This window comes from Pseudoduganella rivuli, assembly GCF_009674485.1.
In the GTDB taxonomy this organism is placed as follows: domain Bacteria; phylum Pseudomonadota; class Gammaproteobacteria; order Burkholderiales; family Burkholderiaceae_D; genus Rugamonas; species Rugamonas rivuli_B.
Window position 1 is genome coordinate 1 of record NZ_WKJJ01000025.1, and the last position, 21,982, is coordinate 21,982.

Consider the following 21,982-nt stretch of genomic DNA (forward strand, 5'->3'; position numbering starts at 1 on the left):
CGGCGTCAAGGAAGATACACCCTTGACCCCGGGCCAGTCGGCGAATAGGCGGAGCACAGTTTGGAAAGAATTTGCTGACGTACCTGGACAAACTTCATAGAAGGGCGGCTTTTACAAAGCCGCCTGCTTGCGCCGCGTTGACGCACGCACGGCGGGTTTATAAAACCCGCCCTACGCATTCGTGCCCTCGCATAGAGTGACGTGGTTGGGTTGCATGCCGTTACGCGGCATGCAATTCCCGCCCGCGCCGGATCGCCATCAATTTGTCGATGTCGACCACGATCAGCCGCCGCCCCGCCGCCGTCTCACCGATCCCCAGCAGGTAATCCACGTCGCGCGCCGCGCCCGGCATCGGCTGGATGCTTTTGTCATCGAGCAGCACCACATCCGTGACGCCATCCGTCACCATCCCCATCACGCAGTTCGTTAATTGCAGAACGATGACATCCGTGCGCGGGTCGTGCTGTGGCGGACGGGGACCGAAGGCAATGCGCATGTCGACGATGGGCATGATCACACCGCGCGACATGGCCACGCCGTTGAGCAGGGTGCCATCCTCGGCAAAGCGGTCCATGGCGGACAAGGGCCGCAATTCGCGCACGTTGCGGTAATCAAGCGCATATTCCAGTCCGCCCAGGCGGAAACTCAGGTATTGCCGCAGGACGGCCCTGGCGGCGCCAGGCATCTTGGAGGTGAGCATCATGTTCCTTTCGCTGTGAGTCACGCGTTGGAACCATGCTAACCGTGCCTAGCTGCAACAAATTGATTGTGCGCAACAAAAGCCCCGTGACGGCGGAGCGATTGCATTCGAGCAAAGAGCCGGTACAATGGATTGCGACCTACGCCATCCCTCCCTGAAAGGCATGCATGTACCAGTGGCTCAAGCGCTTGCTCGGAGACGCCGGCCAGCCTGAAACGCCAGCCCCCGCCGTGGCGGAAACGCCGCCGCAGGAAGACGCCGGGGATGTTGCGGACGCCGCGGACATGACTGTCAACGGCACCACTGCCGAGCCTGCCGCCGCTCCCGCGTACCAGCAAAAAGAACGCATCGACACCGCCTTTGCCGACTGGCTGTTCGGCGCCTGGCGCGACGGCCATGCCGACGCCGATAGCGGCGCGGCCGAAGCGCGGGTGCTGGAAGCGTTGAACGCCATCGCCCGCTCGCAGCACTCCGGCGCGGACCTGATGCGCCGCATGCCCGGCGTGGTGCCGCAATTGCTGCAAAGCTTGCGCAGTGAAACGTTTTCCGGCGCGGACATCGCGCGCAAGATTTCCAGCGACGTGGTGATGGTGGCGGAAGTGATCCGCCTCGCCAACAGTTCCGCGCTGGCGTCCGGGCAACCCGTCGCCAGCGTGCAAAACGCCGTGCTGGTGATCGGCCAGGAAGGCTTGCGGCAACTGGTCACCTCCGTGGCATTCCGCCCCATCATCGACCTCAATGCCGGGCCCCACACGCGGCGCATCGCGCCCCGCATCTGGGACCATTCGGAGCGTTGCGCCCACCTGTGCCGCAAGCTGGCGCCGGAATTCGGCGTGGAACCGCTGGACGCTTTCCTGGCCGGGCTGGTGCAGAATGCCGGCCTGATGGTCTCGCTGGGCATGATGGACCGCAACGCCAGGGATGGCGAGCGCCTCGGCAGCACAGCTTTCACGGCGCGCCTGGCGCCGGCGGCGCGGCTGGTCGCCTCCGGCATCGCCAAAGAGTGGCGCTTCCCGGACGCCGTCAGCCAGGCGCTGACCGAACAGGTGGCGGTGCGCAAAGGGGCCGCCATGTCCGCCATGGGCCGCCTGCTGGCGCAGGCCGAATACCTGTGCAAGGTGAAAATCCTGGCGGAACAGGGCAAGGTGTCGGCGCAGGAAGAAGGCTTGTTCGACGGCCTGTCCGCCAGCGTGCAGGCGTGCTATCCGGGTATCGTGAAGACGTCGGGGAATTACCAGTAACGCAAGGATCAGCTGGAAGCGGGCGCCGGCAGACCGGCCGAGCTCCAGTCCACCATTCCGGCGCTGCCCGAGAACACCGGCGCCGTGCGGTGCGTGGCGGCGCGCAGCCGGGCCTTGATGTCCTTGGCCGGCTGGTCGTACGCGGCGCCATGGTCCGGGTTGTATTCCATGGTGCGCACCACCGTGTCGCCCGTCACCATGTCGACCTTGCACATACCCTGCCCCGCCACTTCCCGCTTGCGCTGGCGCACCTGCGCCGCCAGTTCCTGGACTTTGGCCTGCTCCGCCTGCGCTTCCTTCACGCCCAGCGACAGTTTGCCCACCGTGCGCAGCGCCGGGCCCACCTGCACCGCCATTTTCTGGAACAGCGCCAGCTGTTCCGGCGTCAGCACCACTTCCTGCTTGCGCACGCGGGTGGCCAGGGTCAGGTAATTGCGTACGTCCGGCTCGTTGGTGATGGCGTCGATTTCCGACTTGACCTTCGCCGCGGCGGCGGCATGGCGCGCCGCCTTTTCTTCCAGTTCCGCGATGTTCTTGTCGTACTTGGACGTATCGGGTACCAGCGGGAACAGCAGCATTTCAATTTGCCGGCGCGGTCCCGCGCGGCCAATGGCGATGCGGCGCGCGGCAATCGCGCAACCCTCGGCCGTCTTGATTTCCACTTCGTCGGCCATGATTTCGCAGTTCGACGCTTCGCCGATCACGACCCGGGTGCCGGTGATGACGCAGCTTTCCGCGCGGCCCAGCGTGACCGTGCCCTTCCTGGTTTGCACCACGGAGGCGGACGCCACGCCTTTCACTTCAATGTCGCCATCCGCATTGGCGGCCGTGCCGCTCATCAGGTTGCGCCGCAGGCTGATGACGCCGCCGCGCGAATTGATGTTGCCAAACACGTCGCCGTGGATCGTGATGTTGCCGCCATCGACGCTGCGCTGTTCCTGCACTTCGCCGAATTCCTCGTATTCGCCCGTCAGTTGCAAATTGCCCGTGGTGCGCACGCTGACGCCTTCGCGGCTGACGATCTTGGGACCGATGGAAACGCGCTTGCTGCCATCGATCGACAGGAAACCTTCGGTGGTCGACACCAGGAATTCCACGCCGTTGGCTTCTTCCACCGCCGTGCCGGGACCCGCCATGGCGGCCAGGTCGACATCGCGCGGCTGCGGCGGTTCCAGCGGGATGCCGGACAATTCGTAGCCACGGATGCCGGGCACGCGCGGCACCTTGCGCAGCAGCCGCACGTGGGGCGGCATTTGCGGAAATCGGTTCTGGAACGTGTGCAGGTCGAAACGGCCGTTCGCCATTTCGCGGGGAGCGTTGCTGCGGTGGATGTTTTGCGCGACTTCGACGATGACGGCATCGCGTCCCGGCGTCGCATTCAGGCGGCGCGCGGCGATCAGGCGCGTGACCCGGCCGCCGGCGATGGTGGCTTTCACGGCTGGCGCATCGATGCCGAAGCGGATGCCCTTGACCCACATGTCGGCCACGAATTCGTCGAAATTCAGGCGCGCGGGCGTCGGCGGCATGTCAGGCACCGTGAAGAAGACGGGTTCGAAGTAATACTCCGCTTCGCCATTGATGATGCGGACGGATTTGTACAATTCGCGCCGCTGCGCATGGAACGGCAGCACGGTGTCGGCAAAGCGCACCAGTTCCTGGCCCTTCAGCGCGGCGGGCAATTCCGCGCCGGCGTCATACAGCACGCGGATGAAGACCGCGTAATCGAGTCCGGAAAAATAACCGTTGGAAAGAAAGACCTGGTTGACGGCAGCCTGGCACGCCGCCCCGGTCGCATCGGCGCGGAAATACACGCCGTCGTCGCGCTGCACCAGCGACGAGGGCAATTCGCCTTCGGAGGGCATGACAACGGCCTTCACATGTTCCGCCACCGTTTACTCCTCTTCCGCCGGGTCTGCCATATCCTCCGCCTGGGCAGGCTGCGCTGCCGGCGCGGCGTCAGGGCGGCACACCCAACTCACCGAGCCCATGCTGTCGGAAAAAATCACCGTGGCGGCAGGCAGCGGGCCACGCAGGAAAGGCCGCACGTCCTTGGGCGCCAGCGTCGCGGCGGCCGGCGCCCCCGGCGTCAACGCCAGGCTGCGTACGGTCACGTCACCCGACACCATCTTGATTGTACAGTGGGCTTGCGCAACCAGTTCGTCCTTTTGCTTGCGGACTTCTGCCAGTTGCGCGCGCCGCACCGCCACCTGCGATTCCGCCGCTTTCATTTTTTGCAACAACTGGCCGACCTGCTTCAGTTGCGGCTCCACCAGCGCCGCCATCTTCTTCAGTTGCGGCGCCTGTTCCGGCGTCAGGGTCGCTTCACCCTTGCGCAGGCGGGCGGTCAGGTTCATGTAGGCGCGCACTTGCGGCACCGACGTGATCTGCTCCGCTTCGCGCTGGAATTGCGCACGGTAGCCTTCCAGCGCCCCCACCTTGCCTTCCAGTTCGGTCAGTTGCGCATCGAGCACCGTGGTGTCGGGAATCTGCACCAGGGCCAGCATTTCCGTCTGGCGGCGCGGCCCGGCGCTGTCGATATCGATACTGCGCGCCGCCACCGCGCACCCTTCGGCCAGCACGATGTGCACTTCATCGGCCATGATGTCGCAATTCGACGCTTCCTCGATCGTGACCCTGGTGCCGATGATGACGCAATTTTCGGCCCGCCCTTTCAGGACGATTTCTCCTTCTTTCGTGTGCAAGGTGGCGCCGGATGCGACGCCCTTGACCTTGATGTCGCCCCTGGCGTTGATGGCGCTGCCGCCCACGACATTTCCGCCCAGCAGGATCTCGCCGCCGGTGGAATGGATGTTGCCAAACACGTTGCCACGGATCGTGATGTCACTGCCATGCACGTCGCGCATTTCCTGCACGTCGCCGAATTCCTCGAATGCGCCCGCCAGTTCCAGGTTGCCCGTGGTGCGGCCGCTGACGCCTTCGCGGCTGACGATCTTGTCGCGCACGGAAATGGTGCCTGCCTTGGCGTCGACGTCGAGGAAGCCATCCTTGTCCGCCACCAGGTATTCGCCCTGCTCGCCCCGGTCGATGCTGGTACCCTCGCCGATCCAGCGGCGGAAATCCAGGTCGGCCGGCGGCGCCGAGAGCAGCACCGTGCCCGTTACTTCCAGCCCGCGCGCGCCCTGCACGCCGGGCATCTTGCGCAGCAGGCGCATGCCCTTGCGGATTTGCGGAAAACGGTTCTGGAAACTGTGCAAGTCGATGCGGCCGTCGGCCCGGGCTTTCGGCGCGTCGCTGCGGTGCAAGTCTTGCGACACTTCCACCACGTGCGCATCGATCGACGGTTCCGGCTCGAGACGGCGCGCCACGGTCACGCGGTCACCCTTGGCGGCATTGATGCCGTTGCGCACAGTCTGCTCTTCGATGCCGTAGCGCACGCCTTTGATCCACATGTCGGCGACGAATTCATCGAAATCCAGCTTGACGGGGGTTTCCGGGATGATGGTGCCGTCCGGCAATTCCTGCTCTTCAAAGAACAGCGGTTCAAATACGTATTCCGCCAGGCCCCGCCCCATTTTCATGCCCCGGTACAGGGCCTGGCGGCGCGGGTCGAATTTCTGGATGGCGGACGCGACCCGCACGCACGTGTCGCCGGGCAAGCCGGGCGGCAACGGCGGCCCGACCTGGAACAGCGCGCGGATGAACGCGGGATAATCGAGCTCCACCAGGAACGAACCGGCGGCGAAGATTTGCGACACGGCCGCCCCCAGTTGCGATGGCGGCAGCGAAACATCGAGGTACACGCCATCCTGGCGCATGGACACGCCATTGGGCAAAGCTGTAGCGGCGGCTTCAGCTGCTTTGTCTACCACAAGATCCTCCTGACAGGGCCAATACCGGCGCCAATATCATCCGTTGCAAGCAACATTCTTGCAAGGAATAAATATTACAGGTACGTCAAGCAGCAGGGAAAAAGTCAAAAGTGATGCATCAATGCTACGCCGATGGCGGAAGCGCCGCCAGTCGGCGGCGCCATCCGTGGCGGAACTATGTCAAGCTGAGCGGGATGGCGTGAAAGAGCAGAGAAAATCAGCGGCGCTGCGGGCGGACATAAATTTCCTGGCCCGCTTCGTTGATCTGGCGGCGCAGGTCGCGGCGTTCGTCGGCCGTCATGCGGTCGACGCGGCGCGACATGTCGCTATTGCCGGATTCCTGCATGATGCGGCGGCGTTCTTCCGCGCGTTCGAACGCGCGGTTGTCGCGTTCGCGTTCACGGTCGCTGCGGTTGTCCCGGGTATCGCGTTCTTCGCGCCGGGGCGGTTCGCGGTCGCCAGGGCCGAATGCGTGGGCCGGCGCCGCGGCGGCCAGCAAGGTGCAGGAAACCACCAGCGCACCCACCGCAACGCGGCCGAACGGCGGCACATGCGCAGTGGCCTGCTGTGCCTGGTTCGATTTGTGGGAGTGCTTGTTCATGGATTTCCTCTTTCTTGCCACCGTAGTTCGCAGTGTATGGGCAATTGCCGCACAGGGTAATGCCTATAGGGTAAAGTTTGTAACGATTTGTAATGGGTTGGTGCGAACGTTTGCTCCAAGCCAATATGACGTTACCATAGCAAGTACGTTTTACACAATTCCAGAACCATGATGACGACTCCTAACGAACCAGGCAACACCACCCCGGGCCACCAAGCCAAGATCATGGTGGTCGACGACGACGTCCGCCTGCGCGATTTGCTGCGCCGCTACCTGACGGAGCAAGGCTTCAATGTCTTCACGGCGGAAAACGCCACCGCCATGAACAAGCTGTGGCTGCGTGAGCGCTATGACTTGCTGGTGCTGGATTTGATGCTGCCGGGCGAAGATGGCTTGTCGATCTGCCGCCGCCTGCGCGGCGCCGGCGACCAGACGCCGATCATCATGCTGACGGCCAAGGGCGAGGATGTGGACCGCATCGTCGGCCTGGAAATGGGCGCCGACGATTACCTGCCGAAGCCGTTCAATCCCCGCGAACTGGTGGCCCGCATCGGCGCCGTGCTGCGCCGCAAGCAACCGGACGAAATTCCGGGCGCGCCGTCGGAAACGCCGCAAACCTTTGAATTCGGCCAGTTCGTGCTGGACCTGGGCACGCGCACCCTGAAGAAAAACGGCGAAACCGTGCCGCTGACCACGGGTGAATTCTCCGTACTGAAAGTGTTTGCGCGCCATGCGCGCCAGCCGCTGTCGCGCGAAAAACTGATGGAACTGGCGCGCGGCCGCGAATACGAAGTGTTCGACCGTTCGCTGGACGTGCAGATTTCCCGCCTGCGCAAACTGATCGAACCGGACCCGTCCAGCCCGCTGTACATCCAGACCGTGTGGGGCCTGGGCTATGTGTTCATCCCGGAGGGCCAGCCGCGCTGACCGGGCGGCAACGATGGGTTCCCGTTTGTCCCGCTTATCCCGCCTGCTGTCGCTGGCCGCCCTGAAAAGCGGCCTGTTCTGGCGCACCTTCCTGCTGCTGGGCGTGCTCACCACGCTGTCGATGTCGGCCTGGGTCTACATGATCAGCGTGGTGCAGCGCGAACCGCAAGTGCAGCAAATCTCCGCCCAGGTGATTTCCGTCGTCACCATCACGCATGCGGCCCTGACCCATTCGGCGCCCGAATTGCGGCGCGAATTGCTGTTCGAACTGGTGTCGAACGAAGGCATCCGCATTTTCACGCTGGAAGACGACGATGAAGTCGAGCCGCCGCCCGATAACGCGCTGATGCCGGAAATCGAAGCGCTGGTGAAAGCCAAGCTGGGCCCGCACACGCGCTTTTCGTCCAGCGTCAACGGCATGCCCGGCTTCTGGGTCAGTTTCAATATCGGCGACGACAGTTACTGGCTGATGCTGGAGCGCGAACGCATCGGCGGCCTGACGGGTATCCAGTGGCTGGGCTGGGCCGGCGTGGTGTCCGTGCTGTCGCTGCTGGGCGCGGCGCTGATTTCCAGCCTGATCAACCAGCCGCTGGCGCGCCTGACCACGGCCACGCGCGACGTGGCCGAAGGCCGCCGTCCCGATCCGCTGCCGGAAAAGGGGCCGGCGGAAATCGCCCAGGCCAACCGCAGCTTCAACCAGATGGTGGAAGACCTGGCGCAGGTGGAATCGGACCGCGCCGTGATCCTGGCCGGCATTTCACACGACTTGCGCACGCCGCTGGCGCGCATGGGGCTGGAAGTGGAAATGGCCAACCTGTCGGCGGAAGCGCGCGACGGCATCCAGTCCGATATCGCGCAAATGGACGCCATCATCGGCCAGTTCCTCGATTACGCAAAGCCGACGGAAGCGTCCAGCTTCGTCAACGTCGATATCGCGGCGCTGCTGCAGGAAACCGCCAACGAGGCGGCGCGCCTGCCGGACGTGAAGATCACCACGCAGATCGATGAGCGGGCGCACGTGCTGGGCAACGGCACGGATTTGAAGCGGGTGCTGAACAACCTGGTGGAAAATGCACGCCGCTACGGCAAGACGCCGGGCCAGGACGTCACGGAAATCGACGTCCGCTGCGACGTCAAAGGCATGGGCGCGTTCAAGCGCGTGACGATCGAAGTGCAAGACCATGGCACCGGCGTGCCGGATGAACAGATCGCGCAATTGCTGAAGCCGTTTACGCGCCTCGATACCGCCCGCAGCCAGGCAAACGGCGCCGGCCTGGGCCTGGCCATCGTCGACCGCGTGCTGCAGCGCCACGGCGCCGAACTCCATGTCAAGAACCGCGACGGCGGCGGGCTGGTGTTCCAGATCACGATGAAGGCGCTGTGACGGCGCGCCTTCGTTACGTCAACCGGACAATTACAAGTCCGTGATTTCCTTATGGTGCGGCACCAGCGCCTTCATGATGCTCCACGCCACCAGGTAAGCCAGCGCGCAGATCGAGAACATGATCATGTAGCCGGTGGCGATCTGGTTTTGCGCGCCGTAGTAGTCGAACAGCCAGCCGCCCAGCTTGGACACCAGCACGCCGCCCAGGCCGCCCGCCATGCCGCCGATCCCCACCACTGACGCCACGGTCTTTTGCGGGAACATGTCCGACACGGTGGTGAAGATGTTGGCCGACCACGCCTGGTGGGCGGAAGCGCCGATACCGATCAGCAGCACGGGCACCCAGTAGCTGATATAACCCAGCGGCTGCGCCAGCAGCACCACCAGCGGGAACAGCGCAATCACCAGCATGGCGCGCATGCGGCCGTCATACGGATTCATGCCCTTGTTCATGAAGTAAGCAGGGAACCAGCCGCCGCCGATACTGCCGATCATCGTCATGCTGTACAGCACGGCCAGCGGCACCACGATGTCGGCCTTGCCCATGCCGTATTGCGCCGACAGGTATTTCGGCAGCCAGAACAGGAAAAACCACCACACGCCATCGGTGAGGAATTTGCCGGTCACGAAGGCCCACGTCTGGCGGTAACCGAACAAGCGGGTCCACGGCACTTTGGCACCCTGCGCGGCAGGCTGGGCGGTGGACGGCGCGACCGCATCGCTGCGCACATACGCCAGTTCCGCCGCGCCGAGTTTCTTTTCCGGTGTATCGAACATCAGTTGCCACGCCACCATCCACGCAAAGCCGACCACGCCGATCACGATGAAGGCGGCTTGCCAGCCCCAGTTCAGCGCGATCCACGGCACCGTCAGCGGGGCCAGGATGGCGCCCACGTTGGCGCCGGAATTGAAGATACCGGTGGCGAATGAACGTTCTTTCTTGGGAAAGTATTCCGCCGTGGCCTTGATGGCGGCCGGGAAGTTGCCCGCCTCGCCCACGGCCAGCACGGCGCGCGACAGCATGAAGCCGGCGATCGACACCGGCACGGCGGCCATGCCGAACGCACCCAGCACCGCCGCCACGCCCTCGCCCATCGGCACCGAATACGCGTGCAGCACGGCGCCCAGCGACCAGACCACGATGGCCAGGATGTACGCCTGCTTGGTGCCCATGCGGTCCACCACGCGGCCGGCAAACAGCATCGAGATCGCATACACGAACTGGAACACGGCCGTGATATTGGCGTAGTCGGAATTGGACCAGCCGAATTCCTTCGACAAGTCCGGCGCCAGCAGGCTCAGGACCTGGCGGTCCAGGTAATTGACGGTGGTGGCAAAAAACAGCAGCGCACAGATAGTCCAGCGGTATTTACCGAGGACTTGCTGATTGACGGGCTCGCTCAGGTTCATGGTCGATCACTTTGTGGTTATGGTTGACGATCCGCCCCGGTCTCCACGGGGTGTGCATGGCACGATCAGTTGTATGTCATCGTACAACCTAAATGCACGCGCCGCAAGAAAACCACAAATATTTTTTTCTGCCGTGTCGATCTGGCATTTCGCCGCACGTCGTGTGAGTATGAGCGCCCGGACTTGTCTGAATAACCATGCGCTCTGATTCCCTACTTTTAAAGGAGATAGTCATGACCCAAGTTGCCCCGATTCCTGCCGGTTTTTCCACCGTCACCCCGCACCTCGTCTGCGAAGGCGCCGCCAACGCGATCGAGTTCTATAAGAAGGCGTTTGGCGCCGTTGAACTGGGCCGCATGCCCGGCCCGGACGGCAAACTGATGCACGCCATGATCCAGATCGGCAACGCGTTTGTCATGCTGGTCGACGATTTCCCCGACTGGGGCAGCCTCGGCCCGAAAGCGCTGAAAGGCTCCCCTGTCGTCATGCACCTGTACGTGGAAGATGCCGACGCGTGGTTCAAGCGCGCCGTCGAAGCGGGCGCCACGGCCAAGATGCCGCCGGCCGACATGTTCTGGGGCGACCGCTATGGCCAGGTCACCGACCCGTTCGGCCATACCTGGTCGATCGCCACCCACCAGCGCGACCTGACGCCGGAACAGATGCAGGAAGAAATGAAAAAGCAAACCCCGGGCTGCCCAGGCCAATAAGGAGACTGCCATGCGTTTTATGATCATCGTGAAAGCCAGCCCGGAATCGGAAGCCGGCAAGATGCCCAGCGAAGCCTTGCTGACGGCAATGGGTAAATACAATGAAGAACTGGCCAACGCGGGCGTGCTGCTGGCCGGCGAAGGCCTGCACCCCAGCTCGAAAGGAGTGCGCGTCCACTTTTCCGGCAACAAGCGCACCGTGGTGGACGGCCCGTTCTCGGAAACCAAGGAATTGATCGCCGGATTCTGGCTGATTCAGGTAAAGTCGCTGGACGAAGCCATCGAGTGGGTCAAGCGCTGCCCCAACCCGATGGAAAGCGATTCCGACATTGAAATCCGCCAGGTCTTCGATCCCGAGGATTTCGGCGCCGAATTCACACCGGAATTACGCGAGCAGGAAGCGCGCACCATGGCGAAGGCGGCCGCCAACGCCTGAACCACCAACACACACCACAGGGGGATGCAATGCAATTCATGATTTTGCGCAGGGCCGACCAGGGCACGGAAGCGGAAGGCTTTCCGCCGCCGCAACTGGTGCAGGCCGTGCCTGCCGCGAAATGGCTGCATCCCTCGGCCTCCGGCGTGCGCATGGCGCGCGCCGCGGGCCAGTGGAGCGTGACGCCGGCGCCGTTTGCACCCACGGATGAATTGGTGGCCGGCTATACCTTCATCGAAGCGGACAGCCGCGAACAGGCGCTGGCCTGGGCGGCCGGCTGGCCGACGGCCGACGGCGAAGGCGACGCCGTGCTGGAAGTACGGGAAGCGGGCTGCCCCGGCGGCTGCGTCGGTTTCGATACGGGGGAAACCCCGCGCGGCAAGGCCTATGCCGTGCTGCTGCGCTCCGACGCCGGCAGCGAAGCGGACCTGGAACCGCCGCCGTCCGTGATCGACACCATGAACCGCGCCAACCAGGCCGGCATCCAGGCCGGTATCGCGCTGGCCGGCGAAGGATTGAAATCCACGGCCCGGGGCGGCCGCGTGAAATTTTCCGGCGGCAAGCCCTCATTCATCGACGGCCCGTTTGCCGAAGTCAAGGAACTGATCGCCGGCTACTGGCTGATCCAGGCCGATACGCTGGAACAGGCGATGGACTGGGTACGCAACTATCCGTTCCCCCATCCCGATGCGCTGGAAGTGGAATTGCGCACCGTGCATCTTCCCGCCCAGGCGTGAGCGCCCAGCAAGGTACGCAGCGCGACATCCGCCGCACCATCGAGGCTGTCTGGCGCATCGAATCCGCGCGCATCATCGCCGTGGTGGCGCGCATGCTGCGCGGCGTGGGCGAAGCGGAGGAAATCGCCCAGGATGCGCTGGTGGCGGCCATGGAAAAATGGCCGGAAACAGGCACGCCGGACAATCCCGCCGCGTGGCTGATGGCGGTGGCGAAAAACCGCGCGCTGGACTTGCTGCGGCACCGCCAGCTGCAGCAGGACAAGGAATTCGAGCTCACGTACGAAATCGAAGGCCAGCTGCAAGACACGGTGCCGGACGTGGCGCTGTCCGTCGAGCAGGCGCTGGACGACAACATCGGCGACGACTTGCTGCGCCTGGTCTTCATCTCCTGCCACCCGCTGCTGTCGATGGAAGCGCGGGTGGCGCTGACCCTGCGCCTGCTGGGCGGCCTCACCACCGATGAAATCGCGCGCGCCTTCTTTGTGCCGGAACCCACGGTGGCGCAGCGCATCGTGCGCGCCAAGCGCACGCTGGCCGAAGCCAAGGTGCCGTTCGACGTGCCGCGCGGCCCGGAACTGGGCGAACGGCTGGCCGCCGTGCTGCAAGTGATCTACCTGATCTATAACGAAGGCTATGCGGCCAGCGCGGGCGCCGACTGGATGCGGCCCACGCTGTGCGAAGAAGCGCTGCGGCTGGGCCGCGTGCTGGCCGGCCTGGCGCCTCTGGAACCGGAAGTGCACGGGCTGGCCGCGCTGATGGAAATCCAGTCGTCGCGCATGCGGGCCCGCGTCGATACGCAGGGCAATCCCGTGCTGTTGCTGGACCAGGACCGCTCGCGCTGGGACCAGCTGTTGATCCGCCGCGGCCTGGCCGCGCTGGCCCGCGCCGAAGCGCTGTGCACGCGCCAGCAGCGGGGACTGGGCCCGTATGCGCTGCAGGCGGCGATCGCGGCTTGCCATGCGCGGGCGCGCCGCGCCGCCGATACCGACTGGGGCCGCATTGCCGCCTTGTACGACGGCCTGGCCCAGCTGGCGCCGTCGCCCGTGGTGGAACTGAACCGCGCGGTGGCGCTGTCGATGGCGTTTGGCCCGGAAACGGGGCTGGAAGTGGCCGATACGCTGCTGGACGAGCCGGCATTGAAAAATTATCACTTACTGCCCAGCGTGCGGGGCGATTTCCTGTTCAAGCTGGGCCGGATTGCCGAAGCGCGCGGCGAATTCGAACGGGCCGCCGCACTGGCGCAAAACCAACGGGAACGCGATTTGCTGCTGGCCCGTGCCGCCGCCTGCGTGCCGGCGCTGCCGTAACACGCTATCATGGCGGCATGGAATACTTCGACGAACTGTATATCGTGCGTCATCCGCCGGTGACGCTTGCGCAGTGGGAGAGCCTGATCGCGCAGCGCGCCGATTTCACCCTGCCCGACCGCTCCCTCGATTGCCACATCTATATTGGCGACGTGGAGCTGGACGCGGCCAATGTCTATATCTGGCTGGGCCACAGTTCCGGACAACAGTTGCCGGTGCAAATCACGCAGGGCCGCCTGTACTTTCCCGGCATCGACAGCGAAACCGTCTCCTTCGTCCATCACCTGGCGTTGCAGCTCGATGCGTGCGTGGTGCAGAAGGTGCATCCGATGAACGTGGCGGCGGCCGAGGTCCTGGTCTAGCTGCCTGGCAGCGCGCACGGTTTTCCCGCTTGCGCGATAATAGCTGCCTTACCAACCGGGAGGCAGCCTTGTTCAATTTTGATTTTTACAATCCCACACAGATCCTGTTCGGCCAGGGCCAGATCGCGGCCATCACGCCGCTGGTGCCGGCCGGCGCGCGCGTGCTGATGCTGTATGGCGGCGGCAGCATCAAGCGCAACGGCGTCTACGACGAAGTGAAGGCTGCACTGTCGGGCCACACGGTCATCGAATTCGCGGGCATCGAACCGAACCCGCACTATGAAACCCTGATGAAGGCGGTCGACATCGTCAAGGCGGAAAACATCGATTTCCTGCTGGCCGTGGGCGGCGGTTCCGTCATCGACGGCACCAAGTTCGTCGCGGCGGCGGCGCAGCATGACGGCGATCCGTGGCTGATCCTGGAAAAAGGCGGCAAAACCATCACGTCCGCCCTGCCCTTCGGCGCCGTGCTGACGTTGCCGGCCACCGGTTCCGAAATGAACGCGGCCAGCGTCATCACGCGCGCGGCCACACAGCAGAAGCGCGCCTTCATGCACCGCGCCGTGTTCCCGAAATTCTCCGTGCTGGACCCGTCGAAAACCTTCACCCTGCCACTGCGCCAGGTCGGCAACGGCGTGGTCGATGCGTTCGTGCACACGATGGAACAGTACATGACCTACCCGGTCGACGCGCCGCTGCAGGACCGCTGGGCCGAAGGCATCTTGCAAACGCTGGTGGAGCAAGGTCCCCGCACGCTGGCGGAACCGGAAAACCTCGACGTGCGCGCCAACATCATGTGGTGCGCGACGATGGCGCTGAACGGCATCATCGGCGTCGGCGTGCCGCAAGACTGGGCCACCCACATGATCGGCCATGAACTGACGGCGCTGTACGGGCTGGACCATGCGCAAACGCTGGCCGTGGTATTGCCCGGCATCCTGGGCGTGCGCCGGGACGCCAAGCGCGCCAAGCTGCTGCAATATGCGGCCCGTGTCTGGAACATCACGGAAGGCGGCGAAGACGAGCGCATTGCGCAAGCGATCGAACGCACGCGCGGCTTCTTCGAACAGATGGGCGTGAAAACCCGTTTGTCCGATTACGGACTGGATGGCGGCGCCATCGATGCCGTGGTGGCGCGCCTGGTCGAACACCGCATGGTCAAGCTGGGCGAGCACCGCGACGTCGATGCGGACGCCAGCCGCGCCGCGCTGGAACTGAGCCGCTAAGGACGCCCGGCTCAGAACCGGGCGAAGTTCGCTTCGTCCGTGTCCAGCGGCATCGGCTGCTGACCCACCACCTTGCGGATCGGCGCCCTCGCCGCCGATCCCTTGCGCACTTTCGACACAACTTCACGCTGCCCGGCCTGGTCGATGCGGAAGAACGACATCACGCGCTGCAACTGTTCCGCCTGTCCGCTCATTTCCTCCGCCGTGGCCGCCAGCTCTTCCGAACTGGCGGAATTTTGCTGCGTGGTCTGCGACAGTTGCAGCACGGCGGAATTGATTTGCGCCACGCCCGACGACTGCTCGGTCGACGCGGCGGAAATTTCCTGCACCAGGTCCGACGTGCGCTTGATGTTCGGCACCATCTGGCCCAGCAACTGGCCGGCGCGCTGCGCCAGTTCCACGCTGCTGCTGGCCACTTCGCCGATTTCCTGCGCCGCCACCTGCGAACGTTCGGCCAGCTTGCGCACTTCGGCGGCCACCACGGCAAAGCCTTTACCGTGTTCGCCCGCGCGCGCCGCTTCAATGGCCGCATTCAGCGCCAGCAAATTGGTTTGATACGCGATATCGTCGATGATGCCGATCTTAGTGGCGATCTGTTTCATGGCCGACGCCGTGGCGTTGACGGCATCGCCCCCTTCGGTCGCTTCCAGCGCCGCCTTGGCCGCCATGCCGTCGGTGACCTTGGCGTTGTCCGTGTTTTGCGAAATCGACGCCGTCATCTGTTCCAGTGACGCGCTGGTTTCCTCGACGCTGGCGGCCTGTTCGCTCGACGCCTGCGACAGCGCCTGCGCCGTGGCCGACACTTGTTCGGACGCGCTGGCCAGCGCCTGCGCACCATCGTTGACTTCGGTGACCACCTGCAACAGCTTGGACACCGTATTATTCGCATACGACTTCAGTTCGCCGAAACTGCCTTCATATTGCTTGTCGATGGTCTTGTTCAAGTCGCCTTCGGCCAGCGCCCCCATCACGCGCACCACGTCGTCGATCGATGCGCCGGTCGTCACCATCAGCCGGTTCAAGCCATCGCCCAGCTCGCGCTGGAATCCCTGCAAGCCTGCCAGGTCGATGCGCGCGGTAAAGTCGCCGTGGTTGGCCGCTTCGACCACGCGCTTCTGGCCATCGATCACCTGGTTCAGCTTGTCGACAGTATTGTTGGCATAGCGCTTCAATTCATCGAACGCGCCCTGGTACGGCTGGTCGATCCGCTTGCTCAAATCGCCCTCGGACAAGGCGCTCATCACGCGCACCACGTCGGCAATCGATGCGCCGGTGGTGGCCATCAACTGGTTCAAGCCGTCGCCCAGGTCTTTCTGGAAGCCCAGCAACCCGTCCAGGTTGATGCGGGCATTGAAGTCGCCATGGTTGGCCGCGTCGATGACGCGCTGCTGCCCTTCGATCACCTGGTTCAGCTTGGTGATGGTGTTGTTGGCATAGCGCTTCAATTCATCGAACGCGCCCTGGTACGGCTTGTCGATTTTCTTGCTCAAGTCGCCTTCGGACAGCGCACTCATGACGCGCACCACGTCGGCCACCGACGCCCCCGTCGTACTCATCAGCCGGTTCAAGCCCTCGCCCAGGTCTTTCTGGAAACCCTGCAAGCCGTCGAGCTTGACGCGGGCCGCGAAGTCGCCATTGTTGGCGGCGTCGACCACGCGCTGCTGGCCATCGATCACCTGGTTCAGCTTGTCCACGGTATTGTTGGCATAGCGCTTCAATTCGTCGAACGCGCCCTGGTATGGCTTGTCGATTTTCTTGCTCAAGTCACCCTCGGACAGCGCCCCCATCACGCGCACCACGTCGGCAATCGACGCGCCGGTGGTGCCCATCAACTGGTTCAAGCCGTCGCCCAGCTCTTTCTGGAAGCCTTGCAAGCCGGCGAGGTCGATGCGCACGTCGAAATTGCCCCGGTTGGCCGCTTCCACCGCCTGTTGCTGGCCATGGACCAGTTGCGTCATTTTGCCCACCATGTGGCGTATCGCCGCCAGCAACTGCCCCGCTTCATCGCGCGAATTGAGTTCAATGTGGCAATTCAAGTCGCCGCTGGCGACGCCTTCGGCAGCCTTGACCGCCGCCCGCATCGGCACCGTGATCGACCGCGTGCTGAGCCAGGCGATCACCACGCCCAATGCAATCGCCAGCGCCGTCAGCGACAGCATCAACGTGCGCGCGCCGGTATAGGCTTGCATGGCTTGCTCGGCATTTTGCGCATTGTTCTTCGCCTGGAAATTGTCCAGTTCAGACAGCGCCGCCAGCCACTTGTTTTGCGCCGGGCGGACTTGCTTGATCAACATCCTGATCGCTTCGTCATTCTTGTTGGCTTTGCCCAACACGATCACCTGCTCCATCAGCGGCAAGGTCTCGGCCCGTGCTTCGGCAATCCGGGCCAGCAATGCTTTGCCGGTGTCGCTTTTCACCTTGTCCGCCAGCTGGCTGCTGAAGCGGTCATATTTTTCCCGCTCATCCATGATGCGTTTGACTTCGGCGGCAGACTCGGTTTCATCGGTCAGCAGCACCACGTTGCGCACGGCAATGGCGCGCACGCGGATAGTGTCCGTCATCTGGCTGATCAGGTTCATTTTCACCATGTTGTCGTTGACGACGTCATCGAGTTTGTCCTGGATGTCCGCCATCCGGCCCAGTCCGATCACCGCCAGCATCGTCATCAGCGCCAGCAATACGGCAAAGCTCAGCGCCATGCGGGTGCCGATTTTCAAGTTCCTCATACTTCCTCCACGTCCGGTCGCGTTTTAATAACGATATGTGGATGCGCATGATGATCTGCCGCAATATGCGCCGCCTTGGCCGATTATGCGCTGCCCCTGCCCGGGCAATTATCACCAATTATCACGAGGGCGGCGCAGGGCTGGCGTGGCGGTGAATCAGGGGTTCCGTGCCTTTGTGTTACACTTGCCGCTTCGCTAGGGGTCCTGGGCGCTTTGTCATGAACAAGCGGCCTGGGTGAGAGATACCCTCCGTACCTGATCTGGATAATGCCAGCGAAGGAAAGCGTCGCGCCGATACCCCCTTCCGCCGTTTCCCTTTCTTCCGCTGGCTCACAAGTTTTTAGAGCCACTATGTTCAAACGAGAATTCGCAGTATCCGCCGCCGCGCTGGCGGTGGCCCAGGCCTTTGCCGTCCACGCCCATGCCGAAGACCAGGCCATGGCCGAAGTCGTCATCACCGGCACCAAGCTGCCCGGCACCCATGCTGCCGTCGGCGGCTTTGGCGACGTGCCGCTGTTGCTGACGCCGGCGTCCGTCAATGTGCTGGACCGTGAAAAAATGCAGGAATTGAATATCCGCACCACGACCGATGCGGCCAAATTCGACGCCAGCATCAGCGATGCGTATAACGCGGTCGGCTATGCCGAACAATTTTCGATCCGCGGCTTCAAGCTGAATAACGCCAACAGCTACCGCAAGGATGGCCTGGCGATTTCCGGCGACACGCAAATCCCGCTGGAAAACAAGGAAGCCATCGAAGTGCTGAAAGGCCTGGCCGGCTTGCAGGCCGGCGTGGCGGCGCCGGGCGGCGTGGTCAACTACGTGACGAAACGCCCGACGTCGACGCCGCTGCGCAGCGTGACGGTGGAAGCCAGCGAACGCGGCACCTTGCTGGGGCACGTGGACCTGGGCGGCCGCTTCGCCGATACCCGCTTCGGCTACCGCATCAACGTGGCCGGCGAGCGCCTGCGTTCGTACATCAAGGGTTCCGACGGCCACCGCAACTTTGTGTCCGGCGCGTTCGACTGGCAAATCACGCCCGATGCGCTGCTGCAAATCGATGGTGATTACCAGAAAAAAGCACAGGTGACGGCGCCCGGCTTCCAGCTGATTAACAACGCCACGTTCCCCAACGTGCCGGCCGACATGCAGCTCAACGCCCAGCCATGGAGCAAGCCTGTCACAACCGAGACCAGCAACATCGGCGCACGCCTGCTGGTGCAACTGAACCAGGACTGGAGCGCCACCGTCTCGGCCAACCGCCACTCGTTCAAGCGCGACGACTATGCCGCCTTCCCGTATGGCTGCGGCGCGCAAGACCTGTATCCGGGCTTCTGCGGCAATGGCGACTTCGACGTGTACGATTACCAGAGCACGGGCGAGCGCAAATCGCCGCAAGCCGCGCAAGCCATGTTGCAAGGCAAGCTCGCCACCGGTGAACTGCGCCACGCGGTGACGGTTGGCTGGTCATGGTTCCGGAACAGCGAGAAATGGGGCGACTACCTGTACGACTACGCCGGCACCAGCAACCTGTACGCGCCCGTCGTCGTCAAGCCTGCCGTGGGCGGCACCGGCCCCGTGTCGGAGCGCCGCGCGGACCGCGAACAAGCCGTGTTTGTTCAGGACGTCGTCGGCCTGACCGACAAGCTGAAACTGCATGCCGGTGTGCGCAGCGCGCAACTGAAGCGCAACGAAGCCGGCGTCGCCCCAGTGGACGAGAACTTCCTGTTGCCGAACCTGTCGTTGGTCTACGCGCCGAAAGCCAACGCCACCGCCTACGCCAGCTGGGCCAAGGGCCTGGAATACGGCGACGTGGCGCCGATCGGCACCACCAATGTCGGCCATGCGCTGGCGCCGTCCGTCTCGAAGCAGGTGGAGCTGGGCGTGAAGGCCGATATCGGCCAGGACATCAGCCTGGCCATGGCCGTGTTCCAGATCCGCAAGGGCCTCGATTACATCAATGCCGCCAGCACCTTCGTACGGGGCGGCGAGCGCCAGCACCGCGGCCTGGAAATGCGCGCCAACGGCCAGCTCACGCGCGACCTGAAACTGTGGTTCACGGCCATGGCGCTGGACACGGAACAAAGCGGCACCGGCAATCCTGCCATGGATGGCAAGCGCGTCACCAACGTGCCGAAGTTCAAGACGTCGCTGTGGGCGGAATACGCGCTGCCGCAAATCGATGGCCTGAAGCTGAACGCGAACTGGCAATACGCCAGCCGCAAGGCTTTCAACGAGACCAACACGGTGTTCGTGCCGGGCTACGGCGTGCTGAACCTGGGTGCGTCGTATGCGATGAAGGTGGGTGACGTGAAGACCGTGCTGCGCGCATCGGTGCGCAACGCCACCAACAAGTTCTACTGGCGCGACGTCACGCCGGACCTGGGCGGCTACCTGTTCCCTGGCGGCGACCGCGCTTATAAACTGTCGGCGCAGGTCGACTTCTAAGCGTCACCGGAACAGGTACTGCACCCGCATGGTAAAACTCTGCGCACTGCGCGCAGAGTTTTTACCGACCAGCCAGGCCGCCTCATATTTGATTTCCTGCCCGGGCCCCGCGTCCACGCTGCCAAACACGGCAGGCCCTGCGCGGTGCGACTGCCGTTCACGGGGCAGCCAGTCATTCCACTTCCCCACTTCGCCAAAGCCCTGAATGCCGGGCTGCAGCCAGCTTTTCCAGCGCTGCTTGATTTGCCACTGGTAGGCCAACTGTGTTTCCGCACCCGGCTTGCCCTTCACATCCCGTTGCAGGAACAGGTTCGCGTTGAACTGCGTGCGGTAATACTCGGTTTGCAGCACGGGGCCGATTTCCAGGCTGGTCACATGCGGCTTGTCCGTGCTGCGGGCAAGCTCGGTGTGCAGCGCCACGTCCGCCGCATACTGGCCCTGTGTCAGCAGCACATCGTTTTGCCAGCTGAACGCTGACAGTTCGCTGCCATCCCGCCCGTGCGCGCGGAACCAGACCGCGCTCAATTCCGTGTACCAGCGCGACGTCACGCCGTAGCTGTAGCCGATTTCAGGGGAAGATCTGCTGGAAGAATTCGTGTAGTCCGCGTTCCAGTATTTGTAGTCGATGCCGTGCTGGCCTTCGACGTCATAGACGGACACCAGGTAATAACCGGTCGCCGCCTGCGCGCATGGCAGGAAGCCGCACAGTGTGATTGCCGCGAAGAGTTTTCTAGTCATTCCCCAACTGTAGCAGGCTTGCCAAGCACTTGCTCGGCTTTCAGCAGGCGCCGCGCCGCGTCGCCCGCCACCATCGTATAGGAAATGTTGCGTTTGTCCAGTTCATCGAACAGCAAGCCGGCAATGACGGCGCATTCGTCCAGCGGTTCGCGCTGGCCATCCGGTTCCCACGGAATATCGGACGCGCACACCAGGGTGACGTCATAGCGGCAGCGTTGCACCAGCCGCTCCAGTTCACTGTCGATACCGCCGAAATAGTGGCGGCTGTAGACCGCCGTCATCAGCGGCGACGTGTCGCAAAACAGGAAGCCCTTCGCCTGCGCCAGCGCCGCCTGCTCGCGCGCCACCTGGGTGCGGGCAATCGCGATCTGGTCTGCCGCCACCGGCATGCGGCCATGGACGTCGACGAATTCGCGCAGGTATTCCGGCACCCACACGGTGCCATAGTGCGCGGCGAGACGCGCGGCCAAGGTGGACTTGCCGGCCGACGCGGCGCCCACGATGGCGACGCGCCGCGTCATTTCAAGACCACCGCTTCGTCCGCGTCGCCCACGCCTTCCGCGGCGCGCTTCCACGCCACCATGCCGGCCACCGCCATCAGCACGAACAAGCCATACAGCACGGCGGTCAGGATCAGATGCTTGTGCACGTACAGCGCGACATAAATGATGTCGACGATGATCCACACGTGCCAGTTCTCGACTTTCTTGCGGGACAACAGCACCTGGCCCACCAGGCTGCCCGCCGTCAGGAAACCATCCATGTTCGGCACGTCGGTATCGGTAAAGTGCCTCAGGAACGACGCCAGCACGACAAAGCCGGCCAGCCAGCCCACGGCCGACAGCACGATGCCGCGCCGGTCCAGTTCCGTCACCGGCAATTTGTCATGCGTGGAACTGCCGTGCAGCCACTGGTACCAGCCCCAGAACGAGACGCTGATGAAGACCAGTTGCAGCGCCATGTCGCCATACAGCCGGGCGCCGGCGAACACCACGCCATAGGTGGCCGACGACAGGATGGCAAACAGCCATGCCCAGTGGTTCTGGCGGATGTTGAGCAATACCGTCGCCACCGACAGGATAAAGGACAGCAGTTCGAGCGGCGTGGTGGACAAGCCGAGCAGGGAGAAGGATTCGTTCATGGTAACTTGCAATTATAAGGAAAACGGCGGCCTTAAGCCGCCGTTCCATGCATCGGGA

General features: G+C 63.7%; 19 protein-coding genes, 1 pseudogene and 1 riboswitch. Of the genes and pseudogenes, 10 read left to right on the forward strand and 10 right to left on the reverse strand.

Features of this window, described 5'->3' with window-relative positions; all coding sequences use genetic code 11:
* Positions 1–220 precede the first annotated feature (220 nt).
* The gene (locus GJ700_RS29595) at positions 221–703 is read right to left on the reverse strand and encodes a chemotaxis protein CheW (protein ID WP_229507322.1); all 483 of its coding nucleotides are present in this window, start codon (positions 701–703) and stop codon (positions 221–223) included.
* A 164-nt stretch (positions 704–867) separates the two neighbouring features.
* Here GJ700_RS29595 and GJ700_RS29600 point away from each other — a divergent pair, with 164 nt between their 5' ends.
* Positions 868–1,941, forward strand: coding sequence for an HDOD domain-containing protein (locus GJ700_RS29600; protein ID WP_154380835.1), 1,074 nt, complete (start codon positions 868–870; stop codon positions 1,939–1,941).
* 8 nt (positions 1,942–1,949) lie between these two features.
* Here the strand turns inward: GJ700_RS29600 and GJ700_RS36160 are convergent, their stop codons facing one another.
* From GJ700_RS36160 to GJ700_RS29615, 3 genes are all read right to left on the reverse strand, one after another.
* Positions 1,950–3,830 carry a flagellar assembly protein A gene (locus GJ700_RS36160; protein ID WP_371868196.1) on the reverse strand — a complete coding sequence of 627 codons (1,881 nt, stop codon included), beginning with the start codon at positions 3,828–3,830 and terminating at the stop codon, positions 1,950–1,952.
* A 3-nt stretch (positions 3,831–3,833) separates the two neighbouring features.
* Complete coding sequence (locus GJ700_RS29610) at positions 3,834–5,771, reverse strand: flagellar assembly protein A (RefSeq protein ID WP_154380837.1); 1,938 nt, start codon at positions 5,769–5,771, stop codon at positions 3,834–3,836.
* Positions 5,772–5,988: 217 nt separating this feature from the next.
* A complete protein-coding gene (locus GJ700_RS29615; protein ID WP_229507323.1) occupies positions 5,989–6,372 on the reverse strand; it encodes a hypothetical protein in 384 nt (127 codons plus the stop codon).
* Positions 6,373–6,540: 168 nt separating this feature from the next.
* On the opposite strand from GJ700_RS29615, the gene ompR reads away from it, so the two are divergent.
* Together ompR and GJ700_RS29625 are read left to right on the forward strand one after the other, a co-directional pair.
* Positions 6,541–7,299, forward strand: coding sequence for an osmolarity response regulator transcription factor OmpR (gene ompR / locus GJ700_RS29620; protein WP_308700723.1), 759 nt, complete (start codon positions 6,541–6,543; stop codon positions 7,297–7,299).
* 13 nt (positions 7,300–7,312) lie between these two features.
* Positions 7,313–8,683: an ATP-binding protein gene (locus GJ700_RS29625; RefSeq protein ID WP_154380839.1), complete on the forward strand. Its 1,371-nt coding sequence runs from the start codon at positions 7,313–7,315 to the stop codon at positions 8,681–8,683.
* A gap of 30 nt (positions 8,684–8,713) precedes the next feature.
* Here GJ700_RS29625 and GJ700_RS29630 read toward each other — a convergent pair whose 3' ends face one another.
* A complete protein-coding gene (locus GJ700_RS29630; RefSeq protein WP_154380841.1) occupies positions 8,714–10,093 on the reverse strand; it encodes an MFS transporter in 1,380 nt (459 codons plus the stop codon).
* Positions 10,094–10,326: 233 nt separating this feature from the next.
* Here GJ700_RS29630 and GJ700_RS29635 point away from each other — a divergent pair, with 233 nt between their 5' ends.
* From GJ700_RS29635 to GJ700_RS29660, 6 genes are all read left to right on the forward strand, one after another.
* Positions 10,327–10,803 carry a VOC family protein gene (locus tag GJ700_RS29635; protein ID WP_154380843.1) on the forward strand — a complete coding sequence of 159 codons (477 nt, stop codon included), beginning with the start codon at positions 10,327–10,329 and terminating at the stop codon, positions 10,801–10,803.
* 10 nt (positions 10,804–10,813) lie between these two features.
* Positions 10,814–11,239, forward strand: coding sequence for a YciI family protein (locus GJ700_RS29640; RefSeq protein WP_154380845.1), 426 nt, complete (start codon positions 10,814–10,816; stop codon positions 11,237–11,239).
* Between the two features lie 29 nt (positions 11,240–11,268).
* The gene (locus GJ700_RS29645) at positions 11,269–11,976 is read left to right on the forward strand and encodes a YciI family protein (RefSeq protein ID WP_154380847.1); all 708 of its coding nucleotides are present in this window, start codon (positions 11,269–11,271) and stop codon (positions 11,974–11,976) included.
* A complete protein-coding gene (locus GJ700_RS29650; RefSeq protein WP_371868197.1) occupies positions 11,973–13,283 on the forward strand; it encodes an RNA polymerase sigma factor in 1,311 nt (436 codons plus the stop codon). The genes GJ700_RS29645 and GJ700_RS29650 overlap by 4 nt, the downstream gene beginning before the upstream one ends.
* Positions 13,284–13,300: 17 nt before the next feature.
* Positions 13,301–13,645: a hypothetical protein gene (locus GJ700_RS29655; protein ID WP_154380849.1), complete on the forward strand. Its 345-nt coding sequence runs from the start codon at positions 13,301–13,303 to the stop codon at positions 13,643–13,645.
* A gap of 68 nt (positions 13,646–13,713) precedes the next feature.
* Positions 13,714–14,871: an iron-containing alcohol dehydrogenase gene (locus GJ700_RS29660; protein WP_154380851.1), complete on the forward strand. Its 1,158-nt coding sequence runs from the start codon at positions 13,714–13,716 to the stop codon at positions 14,869–14,871.
* Positions 14,872–14,882: 11 nt separating this feature from the next.
* Here the strand turns inward: GJ700_RS29660 and GJ700_RS36405 are convergent, their stop codons facing one another.
* Positions 14,883–16,274: a methyl-accepting chemotaxis protein gene (locus tag GJ700_RS36405; protein WP_443094169.1), complete on the reverse strand. Its 1,392-nt coding sequence runs from the start codon at positions 16,272–16,274 to the stop codon at positions 14,883–14,885.
* Between the two features lie 15 nt (positions 16,275–16,289).
* A pseudogene (locus GJ700_RS36410) lies at positions 16,290–17,597 on the reverse strand (MCP four helix bundle domain-containing protein); the annotation flags it as partial.
* A 187-nt stretch (positions 17,598–17,784) separates the two neighbouring features.
* Positions 17,785–17,896, forward strand: a riboswitch (TPP riboswitch).
* A gap of 52 nt (positions 17,897–17,948) precedes the next feature.
* On the opposite strand from GJ700_RS36410, the gene GJ700_RS29670 reads away from it, so the two are divergent.
* The gene (locus GJ700_RS29670; protein WP_154380856.1) at positions 17,949–20,045 is read left to right on the forward strand and encodes a TonB-dependent siderophore receptor; all 2,097 of its coding nucleotides are present in this window, start codon (positions 17,949–17,951) and stop codon (positions 20,043–20,045) included.
* Positions 20,046–20,048: 3 nt separating this feature from the next.
* Here the strand turns inward: GJ700_RS29670 and GJ700_RS29675 are convergent, their stop codons facing one another.
* Genes GJ700_RS29675 through pnuC form a run of 3 tightly spaced genes read right to left on the reverse strand, consistent with a single transcriptional unit; the run spans position 20,049 to position 21,924 of the window.
* Positions 20,049–20,783 carry a hypothetical protein gene (locus tag GJ700_RS29675; protein WP_154380857.1) on the reverse strand — a complete coding sequence of 245 codons (735 nt, stop codon included), beginning with the start codon at positions 20,781–20,783 and terminating at the stop codon, positions 20,049–20,051.
* Complete coding sequence (locus tag GJ700_RS29680; RefSeq protein ID WP_154380859.1) at positions 20,780–21,304, reverse strand: AAA family ATPase; 525 nt, start codon at positions 21,302–21,304, stop codon at positions 20,780–20,782. The genes GJ700_RS29675 and GJ700_RS29680 overlap by 4 nt, the downstream gene beginning before the upstream one ends.
* Entirely contained in the window at positions 21,301–21,924 is a 624-nt protein-coding gene (pnuC, locus tag GJ700_RS29685) for a nicotinamide riboside transporter PnuC (protein WP_154380861.1), read from the reverse strand. Before pnuC ends, GJ700_RS29680 begins: the two co-directional genes overlap by 4 nt.
* Positions 21,925–21,982 lie beyond the last annotated feature (58 nt).